The following is a 25918-nucleotide window of genomic DNA, read 5'->3' on the forward strand; positions in this document are numbered from 1 at the left end:
TCACCATCACACGTCGATTTCAATCGAGTCACCGTGCAATTCCATCAGCTCGCGGCGCGCTGCAGCTTCGCCTTTGCCCATGAGCTGGGTCATCAGGTTTTCAGTGCCGGCGTTGTCCAGCGGGCCCAACTCGATGGGCAGCAGGCGACGGGTGTCGGGGTTCAGCGTGGTGTCCCAAAGTTGCTCGGCGCTCATCTCGCCCAAACCCTTGAAGCGGCTGATGCTCCAACCGCCTTCTTTCACACCGTCTTTGCGCAATTTGTCGAGGATGGCGGTCAGCTCACCGTCGTCCAGCGCGTAGGCTTTGGAGGCGGGCTTTTTGCCGCGCGCAGGCGCATCGACCCTGAACAGCGGGGGCCTGGCCACGTACAGGTGCCCAGCTTCAATCAGCTTGGGGAAATGCCGGAAGAACAGCGTCAGCAGCAGCACCTGAATGTGCGAGCCGTCCACGTCCGCATCCGACAAGATGCACACCTTGCCGTAGCGCAGGTTGCTCATGTCAGGCGTGTCGTTGGGGCCATGTGGGTCCACGCCGATGGCCACCGAAATGTCGTGGATTTCGTTGTTGGCAAACAAGCGGTCGCGGTCCACTTCCCAGGTATTGAGTACTTTGCCGCGCAGGGGCAAGACCGCTTGGCATTCCTTGTTGCGGCCCATCTTGGCGCTGCCGCCGGCCGAGTCGCCCTCCACCAGAAACACCTCGTTGTGCAGGATGTCCTTGCTTTCGCAGTCGGTCAGCTTGCCGGGCAGCACAGCCACACCGGAGCTCTTGCGCTTTTCGACTTTTTGGCCTGCTTTTTGGCGTGTTTGCGCAGCCTTGATGGCCAACTCGGCCAATTTTTTGCCGTAGTCCACATGTTCGTTCAGCCAGAGTTCGAGCGTGGGGCGCACAAAGCTGGAGACCAGACGCACCGCGTCACGTGAATTCAGGCGTTCCTTGATCTGGCCTTGAAACTGCGGGTCGAGCACCTTGGCGCTCAGCACAAAGCTGGCACGGGCAAACACGTCTTCCGGCATGAGCTTGACGCCTTTGGGCAGCAAACCGTGCAGCTCAATGAAACTCTTGACGGCGGTGAACAAGCCATCGCGCAACCCGCTGTCGTGGGTGCCGCCTGCACTGGTGGGAATCAGGTTGACATAGCTCTCACGCACAGGGGAGCCGTCTTCGGTAAAGGCCACGGCCCAGCTGGCGCCCTCGCCCTCGGCAAAGCTCTCGTGGTTGGCGTCGGCAAAACCTTCGCCTTCAAACAAGGGAATCACGGGCTCGCCGTTCAGCGTTTGCATCAAATAGTCGCGCAAACCGGCTTTGTATTGCCATTGCTGGGTTTCTTTGGTTTTCTCGTTCACCAAAGTCACCGTCACGCCCGGCATGAGCACGGCCTTGCTGCGCAGCAGGTGCGTCAACTCGTTCATGGGCAAGGCGCTGGATTCGAAATACTTGGGGTCGGGCCAGGCCCGCACAGTGGTGCCCTGTTTGCGGTCGCCCTCGATTGCGGCGCGGGCCACCAGGGGCTCAGTCACGTCGCCTCCCGAGAACACCAGACGGGCTACTTTGCCCTCGCGGTAGCTGGTGGCTTCCAGCCGCGTGGACAACGCATTGGTCACGCTCACGCCCACGCCATGCAAACCGCCAGAGAAGCTGTAGGCGCCACCCTTGCCCTTGTCGAACTTGCCGCCCGCATGCAAGCGGGTAAAGACCAACTCAATCACAGGGGCATTTTCTTCAGGGTGCAGGCCAAAGGGAATGCCCCGGCCATCGTCTTCGATGCTGACCGATCCGTCAGCGTGCAGGATCACTTTGATCTTTTTGCCGTGACCCGCAAGCGCCTCGTCGGCGGCGTTGTCCAGCACCTCCTGAATGACGTGCAGCGGGTTGTCGGTTCGGGTGTACATGCCCGGACGTTGCTTGACAGGCTCCAGGCCTTTCAGGACGCGGATGGAGCCTTCGGAGTACTCATTGGAAGTTTTGACGGTAGATTGGGTGGCCATGGTGGCGGATTGTAGTGGGATTTCCCGACGTTTACTGGATGAAAAAACAGTGATTGACGCTGAGGATTGACATTGGATATCTGCGCGACCCCGTCCATCTGCGACATTGGTTAAAGTCCGAGGATGCAACACAAACCCCTTTCCTTGACCCAATTGCTGGCCTGTGGCGCGGCCATTGTCACCCTGTCCATGGGCATTCGCCATGGCTTTGGCCTGTGGCTACAACCCATTACCCAGGCACAAGGCTGGGGACGCGAAGAGTTTGCTTTTGCCATGGCCATCCAGAACCTTTCCTGGGGCTTTATGGGCATTTTTGCCGGCATGGTGGCGGACAAGTTCGGCGCGTTCCGGGTCATCGTGCTGGGCGCCCTGATCTATGGCGTTGGCCTTTTGGGCATGGCCTGGGCCACAGACCCCTGGGTGTTTGCCTTGTTCACCGGGGTCATCATCGGCACCGCCCAAGCCGGGACCACTTACGCCGTGATTTACGGGGTGATTGGCCGCAATGTGCCTGCCGAACGCCGTTCGTGGGCCATGGGCGTGGCGGCGGCGGCAGGCAGTTTTGGCCAGTTTTTGATGGTACCCATTGAGGGGCTTTTGATCAGTCAGATGGGCTGGCAGACAGCGCTCGTCATTTTGTCGGCAGCGGCTTTGTTGATCATCCCCTTGGCCTGGGGCCTGCGCGAACCGGCCTTGAACACGCCCGGTCAGGTCAAGCGCGACCAGACCATTGGCCAGGCCTTGAAAGAAGCCTTCAAGTACCCGAGCTTTCAGTTGCTGATGGCCGGTTATTTTGTCTGTGGCTTTCAGATCGTGTTCATCGGCGTGCACATGCCCAGCTACCTGAAAGACCATGGTTTGGCGCCCCAGGTGGCCAGCTATGCGTTGGCCTTGATCGGCCTGTTCAATGTGTTCGGCACCTACATCGCCGGCACGCTGGGCCAAAAAATAGCCAAGAAAAAGATCCTGGCTTTCATTTACGCTGCGCGATCGGCGGCGATTGTGCTTTTCCTGTGGGCGCCTCTCACGCCCACCAGCGTTTACATTTTCTCGTCTGTGATGGGTTTGCTCTGGTTGTCCACCGTGCCCCCTACCAATGCGGCCGTGGCTCAGATTTTTGGCATTTCCCATTTGTCGATGCTCAGTGGGTTCATCTTTTTCAGCCACCAGATCGGCTCGTTCATGGGGGTCTGGCTCGGGGGCTATCTGTACGACAAAACCGGCAGCTATGACATCGTCTGGTATTTGGCGGTTGCCTTGGGCGTTTTTGCGGCACTGGTCAATTTGCCGGTTCGTGAAAGCCCGATCCGCCGCCACGCCCCGAACGCAGCATGAACATCCCCAAAAAAAGTTGGCTGTTGCTCGCGGCGGCCCTGGGCCTGACGTTTTGGCTTTACGCCAAACCGGAAGTGGTGATCATGCTGTCCGAGCAGTTGTGGTCTTGCTTCTGATTTTTTTTAAAACCACGACTCATGCACGGTACCGAAAACCCCTCTGCCTGGCTGCAACGCTGGGCTCACTTGATCGCCCCTGGCAGCCGCGTGCTCGATGTGGCTTGTGGTGCCGGACGCCACATGCGCTGGCTGGCCGCGCAGGGCCATGAGGTCACCGGGGTGGACCGCAACCCCGATGCCGTGGCCCTGGCGCAGGCTTTTGGCGATGTCACATGCGCCGACATCGAAAACGGGCCTTGGCCTTTCCCTGGGCAAAGCTATGGCGCCGTGATCGTGACCCACTACCTGTGGCGCCCGCTGTTGCCCCTGATCGTGCAAAGCATTGCCCCCGGTGGCGTGCTGATTTACGAGACCTTTGCCGCAGGCAACGAGACCGTGGGCAAGCCTTCGCGGCCAGATTTTCTATTGCAACCGGGCGAGCTGCTGCGGGCTACAGAAGGTTTGCACACGGTGGCCTACGAAGACGGGTTCGAGTCCCCACCAGACCGATTCGTGCAACGCATTGCCGCCGTGCGTCCTGTGCCGACAGCCGATGCAGTGCGTTGGCTTTTGCGTGCAAATTGAACCTGCCCCGGATTTTTCCGGTCACTTCAGGCGGCATTCCACCAAGCCAAGGGAAATAAAACGGTCTGCACTCGTTAGAATGGCTTTTTCTGCTCAGAACCCTCGGACATGACCACAGAATTTCGCCCCATCAAAGGCAGCATTCCTGCCCTGATCACTCCCATGCTCGCAGACGGCAAAGTGGACTACCCCACCTTGCGAAAACTGATCGACTGGCATGTGGCCGAAGGAACCGATGCCATAGTGGTGGTGGGCACCTCGGGTGAATCGCCCACTGTCACGGTGGATGAGCACTGCGAAATCATCCGGGTTTCGGTCGAGCAAGCCGCCAAATGCATTCCCATCATCGCGGGCTGTGGTGCCAACTCCACGGCTGAGGCCATCGAATTGGCCAAATTTGCCCAGAAAGTCGGTGCCGACGCCCAACTGCAGGTTGTGCCCTATTACAACAAGCCCACGCAAGAAGGGCTGTACCAGCACTTCAAGGCGATTGCCGAATCGGTGCCCGGGCTGCCCGTGATCCTGTACAACGTACCAGGGCGCACGGTGGCCGATCTGCAGCACGACACCGTGTTGCGCCTGGCCCAGGTGCCCGGCATCATCGGCATCAAAGAAGCCACCAGCAACATCGAACGCGCCCAATGGCTGATCCGGGATGTGCCCAAAGCATTCGCCGTTTTCTCGGGTGACGATGCAACGGCCGTGGCCCTTATGCTGTGCGGCGGTGCCGGCAACATCAGCGTGACCGCCAACGTGGCACCCCGTCTGATGCACGAATTGTGTGAGGCCGCCACCCGTGGCGACGTCAAAGAAGCCATGCGCATCCAGTTTCAGTTGTTGCCGGTGCACAAGCATTTGTTTGTCGAAGCCAACCCCATCCCCGTGAAATGGGCCATGAACCGCATGGGCCTTTGCGGCCCCACATTGCGCTTGCCCATGACCGAGCTGTCTGATTCCCAGCGGCCGGTGGTTGAGGCTGCACTCAAGGCCAGCGGCCTGATTTGATTTCCATCGAAGGATTGCTTGTGAAATTGCCCCATCGCTCCATGTCTTGCTCCACCTTGCAACGAACAGCCGTTGCAGCTGCACTGACCCTTCTGGTCAGTGCTTGCTCGATTCTGGAAGAAGACAAAATTGACTACAAAAGCGCCGCCAAAGCCCCCACGCTGGAGATCCCGCCCGACCTGAGCCAGTTGCGCAGTGACTCGCTTTATGCGCTTGAAAGCAATTCCGCCACAGCTTCCAGTTTTCAAAGTGCCAACACACGCGTTGCAGATGCTGGCACCGCCGCCAATACACTGGGCGATGTGAAAATGGAACGCCAAGGCAACCAGCGCTGGCTGGTGGTGGCACGACCTGCCGACAAGGTCTGGGAGCCACTGCGAGAGTTTTGGACCAGCAATGGCTTCATCCTGCTCACAGACTCGCCTGACATCGGCATCATGGAAACCGATTGGGCAGAGAACCGGGCCAAAATTCCACAAGACATGATCCGCCGCACCTTGGGCAAAGTACTGGACTCTTTGTACTCCAGTGGCGAGCGTGACAAGTTCAGAACCCGCATGGAGCGCAACGCGCAAGGCGGCGTAGAAATTTACATCACCCACCGCGGCATGGTCGAAAACTACACCAGCGCCCAAAAAGAACAAACCATCTGGCAACCGCGGGCCAGCGACCCCGAGCTCGAAATCGAGTTCCTGCGCCGCCTCATGGTCAAACTGGGTGCCACAGCGGAGACTGCAAAATCTGCCGGCACCGCTGCAGCACCCGCAGCCCTTGCCAATGTGAGCACCTTGGATGGACAAGCCACCATCCAGATCAACGACACACTCGACCGCGCTTGGCGTCGGATCGGTGTGGCCCTGGACCGAACAGGCTTCACAGTGGAAGACCGCGACCGCACCCAAGGCGTCTATTTTGTGCGCTATGTGACGCCTGGCAGCACCGATGACAAAGAGCCCGGATTTTTTGCCCGCATATTCAGCAGCAAAAAAGACGTGACGCCTTTGTCGCGTTACCGAATCACCCTCAGTGGAAAAGGCAACGACAGCAGCATCGTGCGCGTCCTGGATGCCAATGGAAAACCCGAGACTTCAGGCAATGCCGAGCGTATTCTGAAACTTCTGGCCAACGAGTTGCGCTGATTTCGCCCTGTCTTCAAGGGGCACAAGCCCAACTCAAATGGCTGTAGCCCATAAAAAAACCCCGCAAAGCGGGGTTTTTTTATGCATCCCCGGTCAAGCCGGGAAAGCCACCAGCAATTACTTGCCAGCAGGTGCAGGTGCAGCAGCAGGTGCTGGCGCAGCAGCAGGAGCTGCAGAAGCGTCAGCAGCTGGAGCTGGAGCTGGAGCAGCGACAGGTGCTGGTGCTGCAGGTGCAGCGGCTTCTTCTTTTTTGCCGCAAGCGGACAAAGCAGCAGCAGCGATGATGGCAGCCAAAACGAGGGACTTGTTCATGATGATTTTTCCTTGTGGGTTGAAAACAATTTCCGGAAACTGTCGAAAACAACCTTGACGATTGTTCGGACCGAGACAAAAGCACTCGAGCTCTTTTGTCTCAGCGCCGAATTATATCGTTTTCCCTAGTGTGGCGTCTAACCGCCACCCCGAACCTGACGCGAAACATTCAACAAGCCCATTTATACGGGAATATCCTCACGGGGTTTTAACCAATCAGCGGCCATCCAGTCCAACAGGGCTTCTTTGGCAGGATCACTCAAAATAGCGCACGAAGCAGCATTAAGAGCACGCTTATCCGCCAATTGACGCAAAATGCGAGCATCTTTGCCACCCGCCCTGAAGCTTTCGCCGTTGATGAAGATGTGCCGATCGTCGTACATCATTTTGGTGCGCCGATCGAGTCGCACACCCGACCCCAAATCAGGGGCAAACCCTTCTGCGCTTTCAAACCAGACATTTGATTTCGGCTCGGTCAGGTATTCGCCCAGCAAACTGTTCAGCAAGTCAGGATTTTTAAGGGCTTGCGCGACCACTTGATGCGCGAAGCCAACCAAAGCAGCCGGAATGGCAGCAGGACTCGTGACCGCCAGCTGGTTCGGATCGCGGTAAAGGGCCTCGCCCAGGCCGTCAAACGCTTCATCGGCCAGGCCCAGCAACAGTTCACGGGCCAGTTCGCCTTGTTGTGGCACCCTGAAGCCGATCGACCAGGTCATGCACTCGCCTTCGGCAATGCCATCGTGCGCGTATTTGGGTGGCAAATAAAGCATGTCACCGGGGTTGAGCACGAATTCTTCTTCAGGTTCGAAATTTTGCAAAATTTTGAGTGGCACGCCCGGTTGCAAACTGAGGTCTTTCTGGCGGCCAATGCGCCACCGTCGCTGGCCATGAGCTTGCAGCAAGAAAACGTCGTAGCTGTCAAAGTGCGGGCCCACCCCGCCACCATCGGTGGCGTAGCTGATCATCAAATCGTCCAGCCGTGCATCGGGCACAAATCGAAATTGCTGCATCAATGCGTGCACGCCGTCATGGTGCAAGTCGACGCCTTGCACCAGAAAAGTCCATTTTTTCTGACTAAAAGGCGGCAAGCTGCGCTTGGTCAAGGGGCCATGCTTCATGCGCCAGCCTTTGGCCGCATCCACGATCAAGCGCGATTCAACGCCCTCCTGACCTGCGAGCGCCACCAATTCCGTGCGGTTGAGGCAGGGCACAAAACCCGGGATGGCGTTTCTGACCAGCAAAGGTTTTTTCTGCCAATGGCGCTTCATGAATTGCTGGGGCGTCAGGCCACCCAGAAGGGCCAAAACTTGTTCGGTGTTCATTCGGATTCCAGGTCTGGGCCCTGTCAAAATTAAACAGGCCCCACATTTCAAAGCGATGGTGGCCAAAAAGTGGCCTCCAAACTGAGACAATTGTCCTATGGAAATCAAGACACCTTCTGTGGTCGCACTGACCTGGACACTCAAAGACACGCTGGGCGAAGTTCTGGACAAACTGGACGAGCCCGTGGAATTCTTCATTGGCGGCAAAGATCTGCTGCCCAAAATCGAGGAAGCACTGCAAGGCCACGAACCCGGCGCCAAAATCGACTTGCATCTGGAACCCGAAGATGCCTTTGGCGATTTTGAAGAACAGTTGCTGTTCCTGGAGCCTCTGGCCTTGTTCCCCAACGGCATGGAGCCGGGGCTGACGATCGAGGGCGCGGCATTGCCCGAAGGTTGCAACCCTGAGGCACCCCGCAATGTGCTTTACACCGTGACCGAGATCTACCCGGAGCATGTTGTGCTGGACGGCAATCACCCCCTGTCGGGCATTGCGCTGCGTTTGCAACTGAAAGTCGAATCAGTGCGCGAGCCCACCGAAGCCGAGGTGGGCAGCGGCAGTTGTGGCACGGGTTTTTTCAAAATTGAAGTGGGTGACGAAGGCGAACCCACAGCACCCACCCTGCACTGAGCCTGGCTCGCAGGCCTTGCTTAAGTCTTGCCGGTCGAGCCGTAACCGCCCTCGCCGCGTTCGCTGGGTGCATCAAACTCTGTCACGACATGGAATGTGGCTTGCACCACCGGCACGATCACCATCTGCGCGATGCGCTCCATCGGTTCGATGGTGAAGGCCACATCGCTGCGGTTCCAAGCGCTGACCATCAATTGCCCTTGGTAATCGCTGTCGATCAGACCGACCAAATTTCCCAACACGATGCCGTGTTTGTGGCCGAGGCCCGAGCGCGGCAGCAGCATAGCGGCAAAAGCCGGGTCTTTGAGGTGCACCGCAATGCCCGTGGGCACGAGCTGCCAGGCATTCGGTTGCAGGGTCAGCGGCGCATCCAGACAAGCGCGCAAGTCAAGGCCTGCACTGCCGGGTGTGGCATAGGCTGGCAGGTGCTCGAGCATGCGGGCGTCGACGATTTTGAGATCAATGTTCATGTGAAGTTCTGAAGCTGTGAATGGGGGCCCGTTGCTCAAACGCGGATCAACCCAGGCGCTGGGCAATGTCTGCGATCAGTTGTACGGCGAGTTCCTGCTTGCTGGCGTGGGGCAATTCACGGGCACCGTTTTCGTCTACCAGCAGCAGGGCGTTGTCATCTTGTCCAAACGTGGCAGGACCGATATTGCCCACCAGCAAGGGCACGCCTTTGCGTTGCCGCTTGGCCGTGGCATGGGCCAGCAAGTCGTGGCTCTCAGCCGCAAAACCCACACAAAACAGCTCACCTGCCACCGCACGGGGCGAGTGGGCTACGGTCGCCAGAATGTCCGGGTTTTCCACAAACCCCAGTTGTGGCGTTTGGCCCGAGCCGTCTTTCTTGATTTTTTGATCGGCCGCGTTCGCAGGCCGCCAATCGGCCACAGCGGCCGTTGAAATGAAAACCTGGGCTGAGCCCACCTGTTGCTGCACTGCGTCCAGCATCTGGCGCGCAGAACGCACGTCCACACGCGAAACCCCTCGGGGCGTGGCCAAATGGACCGGCCCAGCCACCAAACTCACCTCGGCACCTGCCATGCGGGCAGCACGGGCAATGGCAAACCCCATTTTTCCACTCGACAAATTGGTCAGGCCCCGGACCGGATCGATGGACTCATAAGTGGGGCCAGCCGTCACCAGCACCGCTTTGCCGGCCAGCAGCTTGGGCGAAAAGAACGACTCCAGGTCTTCCAGAATTTCTTCGGCCTCGAGCATGCGTCCATCACCGGTTTCGCCGCAAGCCTGGTCACCCTGCCCGACATCAAGCACGTAGATACCATCCGCACGCAGTTGCGCCACATTGCGCTGGGTGGCCGGGTTGGACCACATTTCACGGTTCATGGCCGGGGCGACCAGCAAGGGAACTTTGTCGAGGGGACGGGCCAAGCACATGAGGCTGAGCAACTCATCGGCGCTGCCATGCAGCAGTTTGGACAGAAAATCTGCACTGGCAGGGGCCACCAAAATGGCATCCGCATCCCGACTGAGGTTGATGTGGGGCATGTTGTTGGCCTCACGGCTGTCCCACTGAGAGGTGAAGACCGGCCTGCCCGACAAGGCTTGCATGGTCACAGCCGTCATGAAGTGCTCTGCGGCCTCGGTCATCACGACCTGAACCGTAGCGCCCGCCTTGACCAAGGCGCGGCAGAGTTCAGCCGACTTGAAGGCAGCAATGCCACCTGACAAGCCCAGAACGATGTGTTTTCCAACCAATGTGCTCATGCGTCGAAATGTAGCAGAGACCACATCTGACCATGAACCAGAACCCTTGCACCGAAGGCGCTGCTGAAGCAAGCCTGGGCCCCAAACCACAGCGCTGCGGGCGGTCTGAGGCAGGCCGAATCGGGCGATTTGGCGAGCGAAGCGCGTGTGAGCCAGACCGGTCTGCCCCAGACTGCCCGCAGATGACGACACCCCACGCAAAAACCCCGAACCCGACTGTCTATAATCACGATTTCCACCTACCGGGAGCTCAAGGCTCCCGCCTTGGACATGACCAAATTTGTCTTCGTCACCGGCGGTGTGGTGTCTTCCCTGGGCAAGGGAATCGCCTCCGCATCGCTCGCCGCCATCCTCGAATCGCGCGGCCTCTCTGTCACCCTCATCAAGCTTGACCCTTACCTGAATGTGGACCCCGGCACCATGTCGCCGATCCAGCACGGCGAGGTATTCGTGACCGATGACGGCGCCGAAACAGACCTGGATCTGGGCCACTATGAGCGCTTCATCAACACCCGGATGAAGAAAGCCAACAACTTCACCACCGGTCAGATCTACAAAAGCGTGCTCGAAAAAGAGCGCCGGGGCGACTACCTGGGCAAGACCGTTCAGGTCATTCCCCACGTCACCAACGAAATCCAGGACTTCGTCAAGCGCGGCGCAGGCTTCGGCACGCCCGAGGCGGTCGATGTGGCCATCGTCGAGATCGGCGGCACGGTGGGTGACATCGAGTCGCTGCCCTTCCTCGAGGCCGTGCGCCAGCTCAGCTTGCGCTTGAGCCCCAACAACGCAGCCTTCGTCCACCTGACCTATGTGCCTTGGATCGCTGCCGCGGGAGAGCTCAAGACCAAACCGACTCAGCACACAGTGCAAAAATTGCGCGAAATCGGCATCCAGCCCGATGCGCTGCTGTGCCGCGCTGACCGCTACATCCCGGACGATGAGCGCGACAAAATCTCGCTGTTCACCAACGTGCAAAGCTGGGGCGTGATCTCCATGCCCGACGTGGACACCATCTACAAAGTGCCCCGCGTGCTGCACGAGCAAGGCCTGGATGGCCTGATCTGCGACAAACTGCGCCTGAGCACACCACCGGCCAACCTCAAACGTTGGGATGATTTGGTGCACGACACGGAACACCCACAGGGTGAAGTGACGATCGCCATGGTGGGCAAATATGTAGAGCTGTCCGACAGCTACAAGTCGGTCAACGAAGCGCTGCGCCATGCCGGCATGCGCAACCATGTGCGCGTGATGATCGAGCACATCGACTCCGAAACCATCACCCCCGAGACTGTGGCCAGCCTGGCCAAGTTCGACGGCGTGCTGGTGCCTGGCGGTTTTGGCAAGCGCGGTGTTGAGGGCAAGATCGAAACCGCCCAATACGCACGCACCCACAAGCTTCCTTACCTGGGCATCTGCCTGGGCATGCAAGTGGCCACTATCGAATACGCGCGCCATGTGGTCGGCATGAAAGACGCCAACAGCACCGAATTCGAGCCCGAAACCCCCTACCCCGTGATCGCACTGATCAACGAATGGAAAGATGCGGATGGCTCGATCCAGAAGCGCGATGCCAACTCCGATCTGGGCGGCACCATGCGCCTGGGCGCACAAAGCTCCGACGTGGCCAAGGGCACACTGGCACACCAGATCTATGGCGACGTGGTCACCGAACGGCATCGCCACCGTTACGAGGCCAATGTGAATTTCCTGGACGACCTGCGCAAAGCAGGCCTGGTGATATCGGCCTTGACCCAGCGCGAGCAGTTGACCGAAATCGTCGAGCTGCCGCAAACCGTTCACCCCTGGTATGTGGGCGTGCAATTCCACCCCGAGTTCAAGTCCACCCCCTGGGATGGCCACCCGCTGTTCAACGCCTTCGTGAAAGCTGCCGTTGCTCACAAGGCTGCGGCCTGACACACCAAGCCACAGGACACCTCATGAAACTCTGCGGCTTTGATGTGGGTCTGAACCAGCCCTTCTTTCTGATTGCGGGCACCTGCTCCATCGAAGGGTTGGAGATGTCGCTGGAAGTGGCGGGCCAACTGAAAGAAATCTGCACTGCCTTGGGCATCCCGCTGATCTACAAGGGCTCGTTTGACAAGGCCAACCGCTCGTCGGGCAGCACCCAACGCGGCGTGGGCATCGATGCGGGCCTGAAAATCCTGGATGAAGTGCGCCGGCAGATCGGCGTGCCGATCCTCACCGATGTGCACGATGCGTCCCAAGTCAACACCGTGGCCAGCGTGGTCGATGTGTTGCAAACGCCCGCCTTCTTGTGCCGCCAGACCGACTTCATCCGCGCCGTGGCGCAGTCGGGCAAGCCGGTCAACATCAAGAAGGGCCAGTTTTTGGCCCCCTGGGACATGAAAAACGTCATCGATAAAGCCCGCAGCGCAGCGCGTGAAGCCGGTTTGCCCGAAGACAACTTTTTGGCGTGTGAACGCGGTGTGAGCTTCGGCTACAACAACCTGGTGGCCGACATGACCAGCCTCGCCGAAATGCGCAAAACCGGCGCCCCTGTGGTGTTTGACGTGACCCACTCGGTGCAAAAGCCTGGTGGCCAGGGCACCAGCAGCGGCGGTGCCCGCGAGATGGTGCCCGTGTTGGCCCGCGCCGGTGTGGCCGCTGGCGTAGCCGGACTTTTCATGGAAACCCACCCCAAGCCCGCAGACGCTTGGTCGGACGGACCCAACGCGGTGCCGCTGGGCAAGATGAAGGCCCTGCTGGAAACCTTGGTGCAGTTGGATGCTGTCACCAAAAAAACCCCATTTTTAGAGGATGATTTTTCATGAGCGGCTACATCATTGCCAATGTCCAGGTGACCAACCCGGTCCAGTACGAAGAATACAAAAAATGGTCGACTGCGGCCATGCAAGTCACCGGCGCAGAAGTTTGTGTGCGCGGCGGCAAGCTCGAAGTACTGGAGGGCGACTGGTCCCCTGAGCGCATCGTGATTTTGAAATTCCCCTCGTTCGATGCCGCCAAAGCGTTTTACGAACTGCCCGAATACCTTAAAGCCCGTGAAGCCCGCGCAGGCGCCGCCATCATGCGCATGGTGGTGGTCGAAGGTCTTTGACCCCTTGGCTATTCAAGCCCCGTTTTATTATTCAATTGAGAAAGTCTGAACATGAGTGCAATCGTAGATATCGTTGGCCGTGAAATCCTCGACAGCCGTGGCAACCCCACCGTGGAATGCGATGTGTTGCTGGAATCCGGCGTCATGGGCCGCGCTGCAGTGCCGTCTGGCGCATCCACCGGCAGCCGCGAAGCGATCGAGCTGCGCGATGGCGACCAAAGCCGCTACCTGGGCAAAGGCGTCTTGAAGGCCGTCGAGCACATCAACACCGAAATCTCCGAAGCCGTGTTGGGACTGGATGCGTCCGAGCAAGCCTTTTTGGACCGCACCCTGATCGACTTGGACGGCACCGAAAACAAAAGCCGCCTGGGCGCCAACGCCATGCTGGCCGTGTCCATGGCCGTGGCCAGGGCCGCCGCAGAAGAGTCCGGCCTGCCGCTGTACCGCTACTTTGGCGGCATGAATGGCAACCAGTTGCCCGTGCCCATGATGAACGTCATCAACGGCGGTGCACACGCCAACAACAACCTGGACTTGCAAGAGTTCATGATCATTCCTGTGGGCGCACCGAGCTTTCGCGAAGCCGTGCGCTGGGGCGCTGAAGTGTTCCACGCCCTGAAAAAAATCATCCACGACAAGGGCATGAGCATTGCCGTGGGCGACGAAGGCGGCTTTGCCCCCAACGTCGACAGCCACGAAGCGGCCATCCAGATGGTGCTGGATGCGATTGCTGCGGCCGGTTACACCGCTGGCGAACAAATTGCCATTGGCCTGGATTGCGCGGCCAGCGAGTTCTACAAAGACGGCAAGTACGTGCTGGCCGGTGAAGGCCTTGAGCTGACCGCTGAGCAGTGGACCGACATGCTGGCCAGTTGGTGCGACAAATACCCCATCATCAGCATCGAAGACGGCATGGCCGAAAACGACTGGGATGGCTGGAAAGTGCTGACCGACCGTCTGGCCAAGAACGTGCAGATCGTGGGTGACGACCTGTTCGTGACCAACACCAAAATCTTCAAGGAAGGCATCGAAAAAGGCATTGCCAACTCGATCCTGATCAAGATCAACCAGATCGGCACCTTGACCGAAACGTTTGAGGCCATCGAAATGGCCAAACGCGCGGGTTACACCGCCGTCATCTCGCACCGCTCGGGTGAGACCGAAGACTCCACCATCGCTGACATCGCTGTGGGCTTGAACGCCGGTCAAATCAAGACCGGCTCCATGAGCCGCTCGGACCGCATGGCCAAATACAACCAGCTGCTGCGCATCGAAGAGGACTTGGGCGAAGTGGCGGTTTATCCCGGCCGCAGCGCGTTTTACAACCTGCGTTAAACACCCGCCATGGGCAACCGTCTCGTTCCCGTTGTGCTGATCGCCTTGCTGGCGATCGTGCAGGCCCAGCTGTGGTTTGGCCGAGGAGGGGTGCCCAACGTGGCTGAGCTCGAGCGTGAGTTGCAGCAACAAAAAGTGGCCAACGAAACAGCCCGCCGCCAAATTGAACAGCTCAGTGCCGAGGTCAACGACCTCAAGGAAGGGCTGAACATGGTGGAAGAGCGCGCGCGCCAGGAGTTGGGCATGGTCAAACCCAACGAAATCTTTGTACAGATCGCCAAATGACGCCGCCATCCGGGATCGATGCCAGCCAGGTGGCATGCGCCAGGTGAAACGCATCGCCATTGTGGGGGCGCAAAACACCGGCAAGTCCTGGTTGGTACAAGCCCTGGCCTCACAGCCATGCACCCAAGACTGGGTGATCTCCGATAACTCGCCCCTCTTGATGGCGGTCTTCAAGCACCTGATGTTTGCCGACGAAAGCCTTTACCCGATGGCTTTGGCGCAGCAGGCTTTGGTCGACACCACCTTGGTCACGGGTCTTGACTTGCCAGAGGTCGGTGGTGGACTGAAAAGCGACTTCCCTCACGAGCGCAGCCTTGTCGACAGCTTGCTTCGGCAGGCACTGGAGCGCGCTGGCATCGCCTACCGGGTGGTCTATGGCCAAGGCCACCAGCGGCTGAACAATGCGCTTTTGGCCTTGGGCCTGCCCGGTGAAGACACTGCTGCACGCCTGGTGCGCGAGCGGGCGCAATTCGCCATCAACCAGGGCCGCACCATCTGGCAATGCAACGAGTGCAGCGACCCCGAATGCGAACACAAACTGTTCACCCGACTGCTTTCCCAGCGTTTGGGTTGAACACCCGTGTCAGTGAACCGAGCCCCCGGGCAGATCGGCGGGCAGACCCGTGAACAGGCCTGCTGCGTCGACCGGGTCAAAGCGGTATTGCGCACCGCAAAAATCACAACCCACTTCGACTTGCCCTTGCTCCGCGATGATGCCTTCGACCTCTTCGGCGCCCAGGCTGCGGATCATATTGCCCACGCGTTCGCGGTTGCAGCGGCAGGCAAAGCGGGGGCCGCTCTCACCGATGAAGGGCTCAAAACGGGCCAGTGGCTCTTCCCAATACAAGCGGTGCAAAATGGTTTCGGCGTCCAGCGTGAGCAATTCTTCGCGCTTGAGGCTTTTGCTCAAAATAGCGATGCGGCTGAAGTCTTCGCTTTGTCCCAGCACCGATTCACGCATGAGCGAATCGACCTGGCCCGCCAAATTGCCCTCTCCCTCAATGGGCAGTCGCTGGATCAACAAACCCGCGGCGACCTTGTCGTCGGCTGCCAACACCAGCACGGTGTCAAGCTGCTCTGACTGCAACATGTAGTGCTCCAGCACCTCGCTGATATTTTCAAGTTTCTCGCCCTGGTCGCCAAACAAGGGCACCACGCCCTGGTAGGGTTGCTGACCAGGCAATCGGTCTAGCGGGTCAAGGGTGATCGCGCAGCGGCCTTCGTTATTCACATTCACCATCTGGCTCAAGCTGGCGTTGTCCGCCACCTCGCCCACCTGGGTGCAGGTGGCGCGCAGGCTCAGGTCAGGTTGCACCTCGACCACGCCCAGCTTGACCGGACCATCGCCAAAAATCTGCAGCACCAAAGCGCCATTGAATTTGATGTTGCCCTGCATCAGCACGCCCGCAGCGGCCATCTCGCCCAGCAATTGGCGCACAGGGGCCGGGTAAGCCCCCGTCTCGGAGTTGGCGGCGCGACGGGCCAGAATGTCCTGCCAGGCATCGGTCAGTCGGACCAGCATGCCGCGAACAGGGAGGCCTTCAAAAATGAATTTATGGAGTTCAGACAAAGTTCAATCAACAACCCCTTGGGGCTGATCCTTAAAAATAGGGTGTGAGCATGAAAAGGCAGAAGAAAGACAGAGAATCTCAGCCGATTTTCTTCAGGCCTGCCTTGAATCGGCGAGCGTTTTCCACATAGTGGCGAGCGCTTTGGTGAAGGCCTTCGATCTGCTCGGCACTCAATTCACGCACCACCTTGGCGGGCGTGCCCATGATCATCGAGCCGTCGGGAAATTCCTTGCCCTCGGTCACCAAAGAGCCCGCCCCCACCAGGCAGTTTTTGCCAATCCTGGCGCCGTTCAGCACCACCGCGCCAATACCCACCAGTGACCCATCGCCGATGGTGCAACCGTGCAACATGACCATGTGGCCCACGGTCACATTTTTACCGACCGTGATGGGTTTGCCATGGTCAGCATGCATCACACTGCCATCCTGGATGTTGCTGCCCTCGCCGATCTCGATGGTTTCAGTGTCGCCGCGAACAGTCACGCCAAACCACACACTGGCATCGGCCGCAATCTTGACCGCGCCCATGACCTGCGCGCTATCGGCCACCCAGGCGCTGTCGGCCACTTCGGGAATGTGTGAATCGAGTTGATAAAGGGCCATGCGGAGTCTCCTGTCGCTGCGGACGTCTGAAAACCTACAATTGTAGGGATCCTCGCGGCACACCATGACTCCCTGATTTTTCATCACCATGCATTCTTTGCGCACCGCAAGCCTGGGGCCCTGGGCAGAAACCGACCCGGTATTGAAGGCCCAGGCCACCTTGGCACTGGACCTGCATCTGCCCGTGGGCGCTGACGACCTGTTGAGCGCACCGAGTTCGGGTCCTGGCCGTGCACCCCGCCCCGCCCTGGTACCCCATACACAACTGAAAGCCAAGTCGATGACCACCGCCGAAGGGCGTGCCATTTTGGTGCATTCGATCGCACACATTGAGCTCAACGCCATTGATCTGGCGCTGGACGTGGTCTGGCGCTTTGCGGGCCTGCCCGAGACTTTCTACACAGACTGGATGCGCATTGCGCAAGAGGAAGCCAAGCACTTTATGCTGTTGCGCAACCACCTGGTGGGCATGGGCTTTGACTACGGCAGCTTTCCCGCGCACAACGCCCTGTGGGACATGGCCGAGCGCACCCAGGGCGATGTACTGGCCCGCATCGGCATCGTGCCGCGCACCATGGAGGCCCGGGGGCTGGATGCCTCACCCGGCGTGAAAAACAAATTGATCAGTGGCGGCGACCACCGAGCCGGCGAAATTCTGGACATCATCTTGCATGATGAAATCGGCCATGTGGCCGCGGGCAACCGCTGGTACCGCTACTTGTGCGCGCAACGTGGACTGGACCCACTGAGCAGCTACGCTGAATTGATCGCCCGCTACGACGCCCCCAAACTGCGCCCCCCCTTCAACATGGCGGCACGGCGTCTGGCAGGTTTTGAAGAGGCCGAACTGGCTGCGCTGCGCTGAACCCAGCCGAATGGCCAGCTGACGTCTGAGCGCCAAATTGGGCTGACCACAAGCGCCTTGGCACAACGAAAGTGCCACTCGAGCTGCTGCCCATCACCCTCTGGGGTGGTGCGCCGCATGCAAGGTCTTGAGCCGCTCACGCGCCACATGGGTGTAAATGGTGGTGGTCGAAATGTCGGCATGCCCCAGCAGCATTTGCACCGCTCGCAAATCGGCACCGTGGTTGAGCAAATGTGTGGCAAAGGCATGGCGCAACGTGTGCGGTGACAGCGGCGCGGTGATGCCCGCCTCGATGGCATAACGTTTGACGAGACTCCAGAACATCACACGCGACATGCCGGTTCCCGGCTTGGGGCCACTGGTGGTGACAAACAGATCTTGGGTTTGGCGCTGTCCCAGCAATGCCGGTCGCGCCAAGCTGAGATAGCGCTGCAGCCATTCACGGGCCTCTTCACCAAAAGGCACCAAACGTTCTTTGCTGCCCTTGCCCATGATGCGCAAAACGCCTTCGTTCATGGAGACATGCAGGGTTTTGAGTTGCACCAACTCGCTCACGCGCAGACCGCTGGCATACAACAGCTCCAGCATCGCGCGGTCACGCAGCCCGAGGTGGGTGGCCGCATCGGGCGCGCACAGCAGTGCATCGACCTGGGCTTCGCCCAGGGTTTTGGGCACACGCAAGGCTTGTTTGGCCGCCAATATGCGCAGCGTGGGATCGGCTTGAACCAGGCGCTCGCGCAGCGCCCAACGGAAATAGCGCTTGAACACCGTGAGCCGGCGGTTGGCCGAGGTGGCCTTGGTTTGGCCATGGCGTTCGGCAAAATACGCTTGCAGGTGGTGCTCCTGGGTGGCGTCCAGCGCCAGCCCTTGGTTCAAAAACAGCCAGTTGGCGAACAACACCAGATCGCGGCGGTAGGCCGCCAAGGTGTTGGCGGCCAGCCCGTCCTCCAGCCAAAGCGCCTCGGCAAAGCGGTCGATGGCGTTCTGGCTGGCCTCGTGCATGCGCTGAACTCAGTCCAGCTTGAGTTTTTGCGCTTCGACCACTTTCTTGTAAACCTCGAACTCGGCCTTGATCTGGGCCGCGAACTCTTCGGGCGAATTGGCCACCACCAATGAACCCGTGTCCTGGATGCGCTTGTTCACGGCCGGGTCTTGCAGGGCTTTTTTCACACCATTGCTGATCTTGTCGATCACGTCTTTGGGCAGGTTTTTGGGGCCCAGAATGCCGTAATAGGCCATTCGGTTGACGGGCTCCAGACCGATTTCCTTGAAGGTCGGCACATTGGGCAACTGGGGCAGGCGCTGGGGCGCTGCCACCACGATCGGCACCAGTTTGCCAGCCTGGATGAAGGGCAAAGCCGAAGGCAGGTTGTCAAAAATGATCGGCACCTGGCCGGCTACCGTGTCGTTCAGGGCCGGGCCTGCGCCACGGTAAGGAATATGGGTAATGAACACGCCCGCCAGACTCTTCCAGAGCTCGGTCTGCAAGTGGCCAATGCCGCCTGTGCCGGATGAGGCATAGGAGTACTTGCCGGGGTTTTTCTTCAGCTCGGCCAGAAAGCCCTTGTAGTCCTTGGCAGGAAAGCTCGGGTGCACCGCAATCACATTGGGCGTGGCCGCAATGTTGATGATGGGCGTGAAGTCGGTGGTGGGGTTGTACGGAATCTTGGTGTTGATCGCAGGATTGGCTGCGGTGGTAGACACCGTGGCCATGCCCAGGTTGTAACCATCCGGCACGGCGCGCACGGTTTCGGTCGCTCCGACCACACCGCCCCCGCCCGCCTTGTTTTCGACGATGACGCTTTGACCCAGCGCCTTGCCCAAAGGCTCCGAGATAACACGCGCCACGATGTCGGTGGTGCCACCCGGGGCAAAAGGCACTTGCAGCTTGATGGGCTTGGAGGGGTATGCCTGCGCCCAAACCGAACCACTGACCATCACGGTTGCAGCCAAACCGGCCACAGAAACCAAATCACGACGCTTCATTCAGAAACTCCTTTAAAGATGCCACATGATATGCAACAAATACCGGCAGGCGTGAGGGGGGAAACCCATAAAAACAACCCAAAGACCCACATCACCCGCAGGTGACAGGCCCGAGCCCGGACCCTGGTCGCTGTCAGTTATCCTCAGGCCGTGAACTTTGCCCAACTGCTCTTTCCAGATTTTTCGCTGATTTTGTGCGGCTACCTGATTTGCCGTTACACCGCCCTGAACCGCCCCGTGTGGCAACAGGTCGAAAGTCTGGTCTATTTTTTCCTGTTTCCAGTGCTGCTGTTTCACTCGATTGTGAAAAGCCCACTCGACCTGAACGCGGCTTCTGGCCTCATCGGTGCCGGCCTGAGTCTGGGCGCTTGCGCCATCGCCTTGTCTTACAGCCTGCCCTACTGGCCTATTTTGGGCAAACGGATTGACCGGCGCGACCACGCTGCCAGCGCCCAGGTGGGCTTTCGCTTCAACTCCTTCATCGCCCTGGCACTGGCCGAACGCCTGGCGGGCCCCGAAGGGCTGCTCATGATTTCGGTGCTGATCGGGGTGTGTGTGCCGCTGTTCAACATCGGGGCCGTTTGGCCCATGGCCAGGCACGCCAAAACTGGTTTTTTGCGTGAACTCTTGCGCAACCCGTTGATCATCGCCACTTGCTCGGGCCTGATGGCCAACTTGCTGGGGTTTCAGATTCCCCAATGGCTGGACCCCAGTGTCAGCCGCATCGGGGCGGCCTCTTTGGCCTTGGGCTTGATGGCTGCGGGCGCCGGCATGCAATTGGGCACTTTGCGCCAGGGCAAGTTGCTGGGCACCAGCGTGTTGCTGGTCAAGCACCTGTTCCTGCCCCTCATTGCAGTGGGCATGTCCCATCTTTTCCGGCTCAACCCCGTGCAAACCACGGTCTTGCTGGCTTTTTCGGCCTTGCCCACAGCATCGACCTGCTACGTGCTGGCGGCTCGCATGGGCTACAACGGTCCCTATGTGGCAGGACTGGTCACGCTGTCCACCCTGGCGGGCATGTTGAGCTTGCCCTTTGCGCTGGGCGTGCTGCGCTGAGCTTTAAGCCCTGGCCAATGACCAGGCCACCTGCTCTTGCACCACAGGGTCGGGGTGCGATGCGTGTGCCAACAAGGCCTCTTGCAGGTCTTCGCGCTCTTTGACATCAAGCAAGCCAGAGGCCAGCGCATTGCCTGCGGCCAGTGCCAGATTGCGCAGCCAGCGGGCGTGGCCAATGCGCCGGATGGCACTGCCTTCGGTGCGGCGCAAAAACTCGGCTTCGTTCCATGCCAGTAAGGCCACTATGCCGGCATCGCCCAAGCCTTCACGGGCTTGCCAGTCGGGCAAGGCGCTGACTTGCGCGAACTTGTTCCAGGGGCAAGCCAGTTGGCAATCGTCACAGCCGTAAATGCGGTTGCCAATCAGCGGGCGCAGCGCTTCATCGATCGGGCCTGCGTGCTCGATCGTCAAATACGAAATGCAGCGCCGTGCATCCAGCTGGTAAGGCCCCACGATGGCCTGGGTGGGACACAAGTCCATGCAGGCGGTGCACTGGCCGCAGTGTGCCGAGGCCGCAGGCGTTTCGGGCAAGGCAAAGTCAACAAACAACTCACCCAGAAAAAACATCGACCCCGCCTCACGGCTGAGCACCAAGGTGTGTTTGCCACGCCAGCCCAGGCCACTGCGGGTGGCCAGCTCGGCCTCCAGCACTGGTGCCGAGTCGGTGAACACGCGGTGGCCAAACGGGCCGATGGCGTGGGCAATCAGTGCTTGCAATTTTTGCAGGCGGCTGCGCAAAACCTTGTGGTAATCACGGCCCCGGGCATAGACCGAGACCACCGCTTGCCCGGGCTGCAAACTGCAGGCGGTTTCGCGGGCCAGCCAATCGGGCGGCGTTTCGTGTGGCAGGTAATCCATGCGCACGGTGATCACACTCACCGTGCCTGGCACCAGCTCGGCTGGGCGGGCTCGCTTGAGGCCATGGGCGGCCATATAGGCCATGCTGCCGTGAAAACCAGCGGCCAGCCAGGCCTGCAATCCGGGCTCTGCCGAGGTCAAATCGATGCCACTCACGCCAATTTGGGACAATCCAAGCTCACGCGCCCAGATTTGAATTTGGGGCCACAGTTCAAGAAGGTCGATTTGAGTACGTTGAGCAGTCACCCGCCGATTGTAGGAAGCCCCGCTACAGCCCCCACAATTTCTCCGGCCACCACCCCGGTCTGGGAGGCACGGTGGCCTGACGAATCCGCCACCCAAGCCTTTGCCACCCAACTGGCGCAGGCCCTGCAAACCTGGCCTGGTGGCCGAGATGCCTGCATCGAATTGCGCGGCAATCTAGGGGCAGGCAAAACCACCCTGGTGCGCCACTTGCTGCGTGCGGCCGGGGTGCAAGGGCGCATCAAAAGCCCCACTTATGCCGTGGTCGAGCCACACCAGGCGGGCTCAGGCAAGACCGCCTGGCCCATCTGGCATTTTGACTTTTACCGCTTCAACGACCCGCAAGAATGGGAAGACGCCGGATTTCGGGACATCTTTGCCGGGCCAGGGCTCAAACTGATGGAATGGCCCGAGAAAGTGGCGGGGCAGCTGCCGCCGCCCGATTGGGCCATTGCGCTCGACGCCCTCGACGAGCATGAACGCCAGGTGCGCATCAGCGCCGGCACACCCAGGGGCCAAGCCTGGCTGCATTCTTGGTTCAAAGGTGCCTCAGATGCAGGCTGACCGCCGCCGATGGGTCAAGGCTGGACTGCTGGCACTCAGTCTGGGGCACGTTCATCTGGCTCGCGGCGCCAGCATGCTGGCCGTGCGCATCTGGCCTGCCCCCGATTACAGCCGGGTCACGCTCGAGTCGGACACCCCACTCAAAACGACACAGACCTTCATCGCCTCCCCGCCCAGGTTGGCCGTGGACATTGAGGGCCTGCGACTGAACGCGGCTTTGCGCGAACTGGTGGGCAAGGTCCAGACATCCGACCCCAACATTGCAGGCATCCGTGTGGGCCAATTCAATGCCAACGTGGTTCGCCTGGTGATCGACCTGAAGCGTCCCATCTTGCCACAAGTCTTCACACTGCAACCGGTCGCAGCCTATGCCCACCGGCTGGTGCTCGACCTTTACCCCAGCGAGCCCATTGACCTCCTGGAACAACTAATTCAAGAGCGGGTGAATGCCAAAGTGCCCCCGGTGCCCAACGGACTGCCGTCGCCCTCGGCCGCAGTGAATGACCCTTTGGGTGAGCTGATTGCCCGGCAGACGCTGCCCGGCTCAGCCCCAGTGCCTGTACCCTCGCCCACCCCTTCAACCCGCCGGCAAGACCTTCTGCCCTACGCTGGCGCATCGATGGACCGACCCGACCACGCGCCCAGAAACGAAGGGGCCGCTTCAGCCACAGAACGGCTGATCGTGATCGCACTGGACCCCGGCCATGGCGGCGAAGACCCCGGCGCTATTGGCCCCGGCGGCACACGCGAGAAAGACGTGGTGCTCAAAATCGCCAAAATGCTGCGTGACCGCATCAACGCAAGCAGCGCCAATGGCAACCCCATGCGCGCCTTCCTCACGCGCGATGCCGACTTTTTTGTGCCCCTGCATGTCCGCGTGCAAAAAGCCCGCCGTGTGCAAGCCGACCTGTTTGTCAGCATCCATGCGGACGCATTTTTCACACCACAAGCCAGCGGGGCCAGCGTGTTTGCACGCAGCCAGGGGGCCGCATCGAGCAGCGCCGCCCGCTGGATGGCGCAAAAAGAAAACACGGCAGACCTGATCGGCGGCATCAATCTGGGCAGCCAGGACGCACAGGTGCAACGCACGATGCTCGACATGAGCACCGCTGCGCAAATCAAGGACAGCTTGAAATTGGGTGACAGCCTGTTGAGAGAAATCGGGGGCGTGGGCCGCTTGCACAAGCCCCGGGTCGAGCAAGCCGGCTTTGCCGTCCTCAAAGCGCCCGACATCCCCAGTGTGCTGGTGGAGACCGCCTTCATCAGCAACCCACAAGAAGAAGAAAAGCTGCGCAGCGAGGACTACCAAAAGCAACTCACCGAGGCCTTGCTGCGGGGTATTCAGCAGTACTTTTCACGCAACCCGCCGCTGGCAAGGAACCGCAGCATTTGAACAACGCCAGGTCGACGTTGAATCGCCAAGCTACAACGCAGCCGAATGGCTCGTCACCACATCCCGGTCAAACTGCGCCATCGCAGCAAGCGTCAAAGGGTCAGTGGCCAGTTCGGCAGCAAACTCTGGCCGCAAGGTGACGGCATGGGCGCCGCAGGCAATCAGGCGCGAGAGCACATCGGCCGACTTGATGCTGGCGGCCAGCAGGTGCAGCCCATCGGCCTGCACAGCCACGCAGGCCTCAATCAGCGACCAAACATCGCGCCCCTCGGCCTGCAGCCGCCCCACATAGGGCGCAACAAAGTGGGCCCCTTGCGCCCGCGCCCACAGCAATTGCATCGGGTTGGACAAACCCGTCAGCAGCGTGGGTACACCCCATGCTTGCACTTCGCGCAGCACGGGCTGCCAATCCGGGTGGCATGGCAGCTTGACGGTCAAGCGCACACGGGCCTGCACGGCGGCAGGCAGCAGCACCTCGAGCCATTGCGCAGCTTCGCCCACATCGGCGCGAGGCAGTTGCAGCATCAACTCAGAAATTTTGGCTTCTCCCGCCTGCGCCACCAGTTGCAAATAGCCGGGTAGGCTGACCGGCAGACCCGCTTGCATCACCAGTGTGGGGTTGGTGGTCACGCCCTGCACGGTCGGGCAGCCTGCGGGCAAGGTCCATTGGCGGGCATCGGCACAGTCAAGGTAGAGCTTCATGCTGCGTCTTGTTTCAGAAAAATATCTTTGTCTGGGAAAAACTGGCTGTGCAGCGGCAACAAGGCCCCGCCCAAAGCGCGGGCATGCGCACCCACCTGCCCGGCCAACAGCTGTGGCTGGTGCATGCCGTCAAAACGGTAATGGGCCAGCGCGTCTTGCGTGGCAGCCATCAGGGCGGTCATGAGCGGCGCACCGAGTGAGCCGTCCATCACCACCGCGTCCAGGTCCAGCAAGGCGGCAGAACTCGCCACGGTCATGGCCAGCGCCTGGCTGGCCTGCGCGATCCAGGGTGCCGTGTACTCGGCGTAGGCCGTGTCCATGATGCTGTCTTGGTGGATCAACAAGGGGTTGTGCCCTGCAGCGAGCAAGGCTTGCTCAAGCTGCCAGCCTGAGGCTTTTTGCAGCAACTGCGGCGGCATGCGCAAGCCCTTGGCCTCGGACGTAGCCAAGCCCACCGGCAGCGAGCCAATGGCCCCGGCGTTGCCTCGCTCGCCGTTCATGATGTGGCCCGACAACACCAGGCCGCCACCGATAAAAGTGCCTACAAAAACGTACAAAAAACTGCGCACACTGCGGCCATGGCCTTGCAGCAACTCGGCCACGCAGGCGGCGGTGGTGTCTTTGGCAAACACCACGGGCAAATGGGTCAGGCGCTGCACCTCGGCCGTCAAGTCGATGTGCTCCCAGCGGGCCAGTGCCTGGGCGGCTTGGCCCCCCATCAAGTCAGCCCATTTGTGCAGCGACAACGGCGCCGTCAGGCCCACGCCCACGGTGCGTGGCCACAAATCACCCATGCGCGTTTGCAGGGTCTCTAGGCCTTGCGCCATCGATTGAAACAACACATCCGGATCGGGGTAGTCATAAAGCACCTCCACCCGCTCAACGGGCTGCCCCGTGAAGTCGGCCACCAGCAACTCCAGATTGCGCCGCCCCACCTGAATGCCCACACTGAACGCCCCTTGCGGATTGAGCGACAGCGGCACCGAGGGCTGGCCGATCTTGCCGCGCACCCGGTCTTGTTTGACCAGCAAACCATCGTCGAGCAAACGTCCAACGATGATGGCCACCGTCTGGGTGGACAACTGGGTCAGCCGAGCCAAGTCGGCCTTGGGAATGGCCCCGTGGTGACGGATCGCCTGCAGCACGGTGCGTTCGTTGAACTGGCGCATTCCGACGTGGTTGGAACCACGCAAGGCGGAAGTGGGGGTTGCGGAGTTCATGGGATATGTGGTCC

General features: G+C 60.1%; 27 protein-coding genes. 15 read left to right on the plus strand and 12 right to left on the minus strand.

What is annotated here, in order from left to right; translation table 11 throughout:
- Positions 1 to 6: 6 nt before the first annotated feature.
- Complete coding sequence (locus B9Z45_RS05295; RefSeq protein WP_108406189.1) at positions 7 to 1989, minus strand: DNA topoisomerase IV subunit B; 1983 nt, start codon at positions 1987 to 1989, stop codon at positions 7 to 9.
- Positions 1990 to 2112: 123 nt separating this feature from the next.
- Between B9Z45_RS05295 and B9Z45_RS05300 the strand changes: the two genes are divergently transcribed.
- The 4 genes from B9Z45_RS05300 to bamC all read left to right on the plus strand — a co-directional run bounded on the left by B9Z45_RS05300 (position 2113) and on the right by bamC (position 6151).
- On the plus strand, positions 2113 to 3324 hold the full coding sequence (locus tag B9Z45_RS05300; RefSeq protein ID WP_108406190.1) for an MFS transporter: 1212 nt from the start codon (positions 2113 to 2115) through the stop codon (positions 3322 to 3324).
- Between the two features lie 137 nt (positions 3325 to 3461).
- The gene (locus B9Z45_RS05305) at positions 3462 to 4007 is read left to right on the plus strand and encodes a bifunctional 2-polyprenyl-6-hydroxyphenol methylase/3-demethylubiquinol 3-O-methyltransferase UbiG (RefSeq protein ID WP_108406191.1); all 546 of its coding nucleotides are present in this window, start codon (positions 3462 to 3464) and stop codon (positions 4005 to 4007) included.
- A 108-nt stretch (positions 4008 to 4115) separates the two neighbouring features.
- The gene (dapA, locus tag B9Z45_RS05310; RefSeq protein ID WP_108406192.1) at positions 4116 to 5012 is read left to right on the plus strand and encodes a 4-hydroxy-tetrahydrodipicolinate synthase; all 897 of its coding nucleotides are present in this window, start codon (positions 4116 to 4118) and stop codon (positions 5010 to 5012) included.
- A gap of 41 nt (positions 5013 to 5053) precedes the next feature.
- Positions 5054 to 6151, plus strand: coding sequence for an outer membrane protein assembly factor BamC (gene bamC / locus B9Z45_RS05315; RefSeq protein ID WP_108406252.1), 1098 nt, complete (start codon positions 5054 to 5056; stop codon positions 6149 to 6151).
- Positions 6152 to 6268: 117 nt separating this feature from the next.
- Here bamC and B9Z45_RS05320 read toward each other — a convergent pair whose 3' ends face one another.
- Positions 6269 to 6463 (minus strand): hypothetical protein, encoded by a 195-nt coding sequence (locus B9Z45_RS05320; protein WP_108406193.1) that lies wholly within the window; start codon positions 6461 to 6463, stop codon positions 6269 to 6271.
- A 182-nt stretch (positions 6464 to 6645) separates the two neighbouring features.
- Positions 6646 to 7785 carry a JmjC domain-containing protein gene (locus B9Z45_RS05325; protein ID WP_108406194.1) on the minus strand — a complete coding sequence of 380 codons (1140 nt, stop codon included), beginning with the start codon at positions 7783 to 7785 and terminating at the stop codon, positions 6646 to 6648.
- A gap of 97 nt (positions 7786 to 7882) precedes the next feature.
- Here B9Z45_RS05325 and B9Z45_RS05330 point away from each other — a divergent pair, with 97 nt between their 5' ends.
- The gene (locus B9Z45_RS05330; protein ID WP_108406195.1) at positions 7883 to 8416 is read left to right on the plus strand and encodes a peptidylprolyl isomerase; all 534 of its coding nucleotides are present in this window, start codon (positions 7883 to 7885) and stop codon (positions 8414 to 8416) included.
- 20 nt (positions 8417 to 8436) lie between these two features.
- Here B9Z45_RS05330 and dut read toward each other — a convergent pair whose 3' ends face one another.
- Together dut and coaBC are read right to left on the minus strand one after the other, a co-directional pair.
- The gene (gene dut, locus B9Z45_RS05335) at positions 8437 to 8886 is read right to left on the minus strand and encodes a dUTP diphosphatase (RefSeq protein WP_108406196.1); all 450 of its coding nucleotides are present in this window, start codon (positions 8884 to 8886) and stop codon (positions 8437 to 8439) included.
- Positions 8887 to 8932: 46 nt separating this feature from the next.
- Positions 8933 to 10144 carry a bifunctional phosphopantothenoylcysteine decarboxylase/phosphopantothenate--cysteine ligase CoaBC gene (gene coaBC / locus B9Z45_RS05340; RefSeq protein WP_108406197.1) on the minus strand — a complete coding sequence of 404 codons (1212 nt, stop codon included), beginning with the start codon at positions 10142 to 10144 and terminating at the stop codon, positions 8933 to 8935.
- Between the two features lie 270 nt (positions 10145 to 10414).
- On the opposite strand from coaBC, the gene B9Z45_RS05345 reads away from it, so the two are divergent.
- The 6 genes from B9Z45_RS05345 to B9Z45_RS05370 are packed head-to-tail and all read left to right on the plus strand — an operon-like array spanning position 10415 to position 15417.
- A complete protein-coding gene (locus B9Z45_RS05345) occupies positions 10415 to 12061 on the plus strand; it encodes a CTP synthase (RefSeq protein WP_108406198.1) in 1647 nt (548 codons plus the stop codon).
- Positions 12062 to 12084: 23 nt separating this feature from the next.
- Positions 12085 to 12939 carry a 3-deoxy-8-phosphooctulonate synthase gene (gene kdsA, locus B9Z45_RS05350; RefSeq protein ID WP_108406199.1) on the plus strand — a complete coding sequence of 285 codons (855 nt, stop codon included), beginning with the start codon at positions 12085 to 12087 and terminating at the stop codon, positions 12937 to 12939.
- On the plus strand, positions 12936 to 13223 hold the full coding sequence (locus tag B9Z45_RS05355) for a DUF1330 domain-containing protein (protein WP_108406200.1): 288 nt from the start codon (positions 12936 to 12938) through the stop codon (positions 13221 to 13223). Before kdsA ends, B9Z45_RS05355 begins: the two co-directional genes overlap by 4 nt.
- A gap of 51 nt (positions 13224 to 13274) precedes the next feature.
- Positions 13275 to 14558, plus strand: a complete 1284-nt coding sequence (gene eno, locus B9Z45_RS05360) for a phosphopyruvate hydratase (protein ID WP_108406201.1) — start codon at positions 13275 to 13277, stop codon at positions 14556 to 14558.
- A gap of 9 nt (positions 14559 to 14567) precedes the next feature.
- Positions 14568 to 14843, plus strand: a complete 276-nt coding sequence (ftsB, locus tag B9Z45_RS05365) for a cell division protein FtsB (RefSeq protein ID WP_108406202.1) — start codon at positions 14568 to 14570, stop codon at positions 14841 to 14843.
- Positions 14844 to 14877: 34 nt separating this feature from the next.
- Entirely contained in the window at positions 14878 to 15417 is a 540-nt protein-coding gene (locus tag B9Z45_RS05370) for a hypothetical protein (RefSeq protein WP_108406203.1), read from the plus strand.
- Positions 15418 to 15426: 9 nt separating this feature from the next.
- Here the strand turns inward: B9Z45_RS05370 and B9Z45_RS05375 are convergent, their stop codons facing one another.
- Together B9Z45_RS05375 and B9Z45_RS05380 are read right to left on the minus strand one after the other, a co-directional pair.
- Positions 15427 to 16413, minus strand: coding sequence for an Hsp33 family molecular chaperone HslO (locus B9Z45_RS05375; RefSeq protein ID WP_108406204.1), 987 nt, complete (start codon positions 16411 to 16413; stop codon positions 15427 to 15429).
- A 79-nt stretch (positions 16414 to 16492) separates the two neighbouring features.
- Positions 16493 to 17017, minus strand: coding sequence for a gamma carbonic anhydrase family protein (locus B9Z45_RS05380; protein WP_108406205.1), 525 nt, complete (start codon positions 17015 to 17017; stop codon positions 16493 to 16495).
- A gap of 88 nt (positions 17018 to 17105) precedes the next feature.
- Here B9Z45_RS05380 and B9Z45_RS05385 point away from each other — a divergent pair, with 88 nt between their 5' ends.
- Positions 17106 to 17882, plus strand: coding sequence for a ferritin-like domain-containing protein (locus B9Z45_RS05385; protein WP_108406206.1), 777 nt, complete (start codon positions 17106 to 17108; stop codon positions 17880 to 17882).
- 93 nt (positions 17883 to 17975) lie between these two features.
- Here B9Z45_RS05385 and xerD read toward each other — a convergent pair whose 3' ends face one another.
- Both xerD and B9Z45_RS05395 read right to left on the minus strand, forming a co-directional pair.
- Positions 17976 to 18884 carry a site-specific tyrosine recombinase XerD gene (gene xerD, locus B9Z45_RS05390; protein WP_108406207.1) on the minus strand — a complete coding sequence of 303 codons (909 nt, stop codon included), beginning with the start codon at positions 18882 to 18884 and terminating at the stop codon, positions 17976 to 17978.
- A gap of 9 nt (positions 18885 to 18893) precedes the next feature.
- Positions 18894 to 19868 (minus strand): tripartite tricarboxylate transporter substrate binding protein BugE, encoded by a 975-nt coding sequence (locus B9Z45_RS05395; protein WP_108406208.1) that lies wholly within the window; start codon positions 19866 to 19868, stop codon positions 18894 to 18896.
- A gap of 150 nt (positions 19869 to 20018) precedes the next feature.
- On the opposite strand from B9Z45_RS05395, the gene B9Z45_RS05400 reads away from it, so the two are divergent.
- On the plus strand, positions 20019 to 20924 hold the full coding sequence (locus tag B9Z45_RS05400; protein ID WP_108406209.1) for an AEC family transporter: 906 nt from the start codon (positions 20019 to 20021) through the stop codon (positions 20922 to 20924).
- A 3-nt stretch (positions 20925 to 20927) separates the two neighbouring features.
- Here B9Z45_RS05400 and queG read toward each other — a convergent pair whose 3' ends face one another.
- Positions 20928 to 22007, minus strand: a complete 1080-nt coding sequence (gene queG, locus B9Z45_RS05405) for a tRNA epoxyqueuosine(34) reductase QueG (RefSeq protein ID WP_370445812.1) — start codon at positions 22005 to 22007, stop codon at positions 20928 to 20930.
- Between the two features lie 57 nt (positions 22008 to 22064).
- Between queG and tsaE the strand changes: the two genes are divergently transcribed.
- Complete coding sequence (gene tsaE / locus B9Z45_RS05410) at positions 22065 to 22589, plus strand: tRNA (adenosine(37)-N6)-threonylcarbamoyltransferase complex ATPase subunit type 1 TsaE (protein WP_108406253.1); 525 nt, start codon at positions 22065 to 22067, stop codon at positions 22587 to 22589.
- Positions 22579 to 23982 carry an N-acetylmuramoyl-L-alanine amidase gene (locus B9Z45_RS05415; protein ID WP_108406210.1) on the plus strand — a complete coding sequence of 468 codons (1404 nt, stop codon included), beginning with the start codon at positions 22579 to 22581 and terminating at the stop codon, positions 23980 to 23982. Before tsaE ends, B9Z45_RS05415 begins: the two co-directional genes overlap by 11 nt.
- A 30-nt stretch (positions 23983 to 24012) precedes the next feature.
- Here B9Z45_RS05415 and B9Z45_RS05420 read toward each other — a convergent pair whose 3' ends face one another.
- Positions 24013 to 24684, minus strand: a complete 672-nt coding sequence (locus B9Z45_RS05420; RefSeq protein WP_108406211.1) for a transaldolase family protein — start codon at positions 24682 to 24684, stop codon at positions 24013 to 24015.
- Entirely contained in the window at positions 24681 to 25904 is a 1224-nt protein-coding gene (locus B9Z45_RS05425; protein WP_108406212.1) for an ROK family transcriptional regulator, read from the minus strand. The genes B9Z45_RS05420 and B9Z45_RS05425 overlap by 4 nt, the downstream gene beginning before the upstream one ends.
- Positions 25905 to 25918 lie beyond the last annotated feature (14 nt).

This window comes from Limnohabitans sp. 2KL-17, assembly GCF_003063415.1.
Lineage (GTDB): Bacteria > Pseudomonadota > Gammaproteobacteria > Burkholderiales > Burkholderiaceae_C > Limnohabitans_A.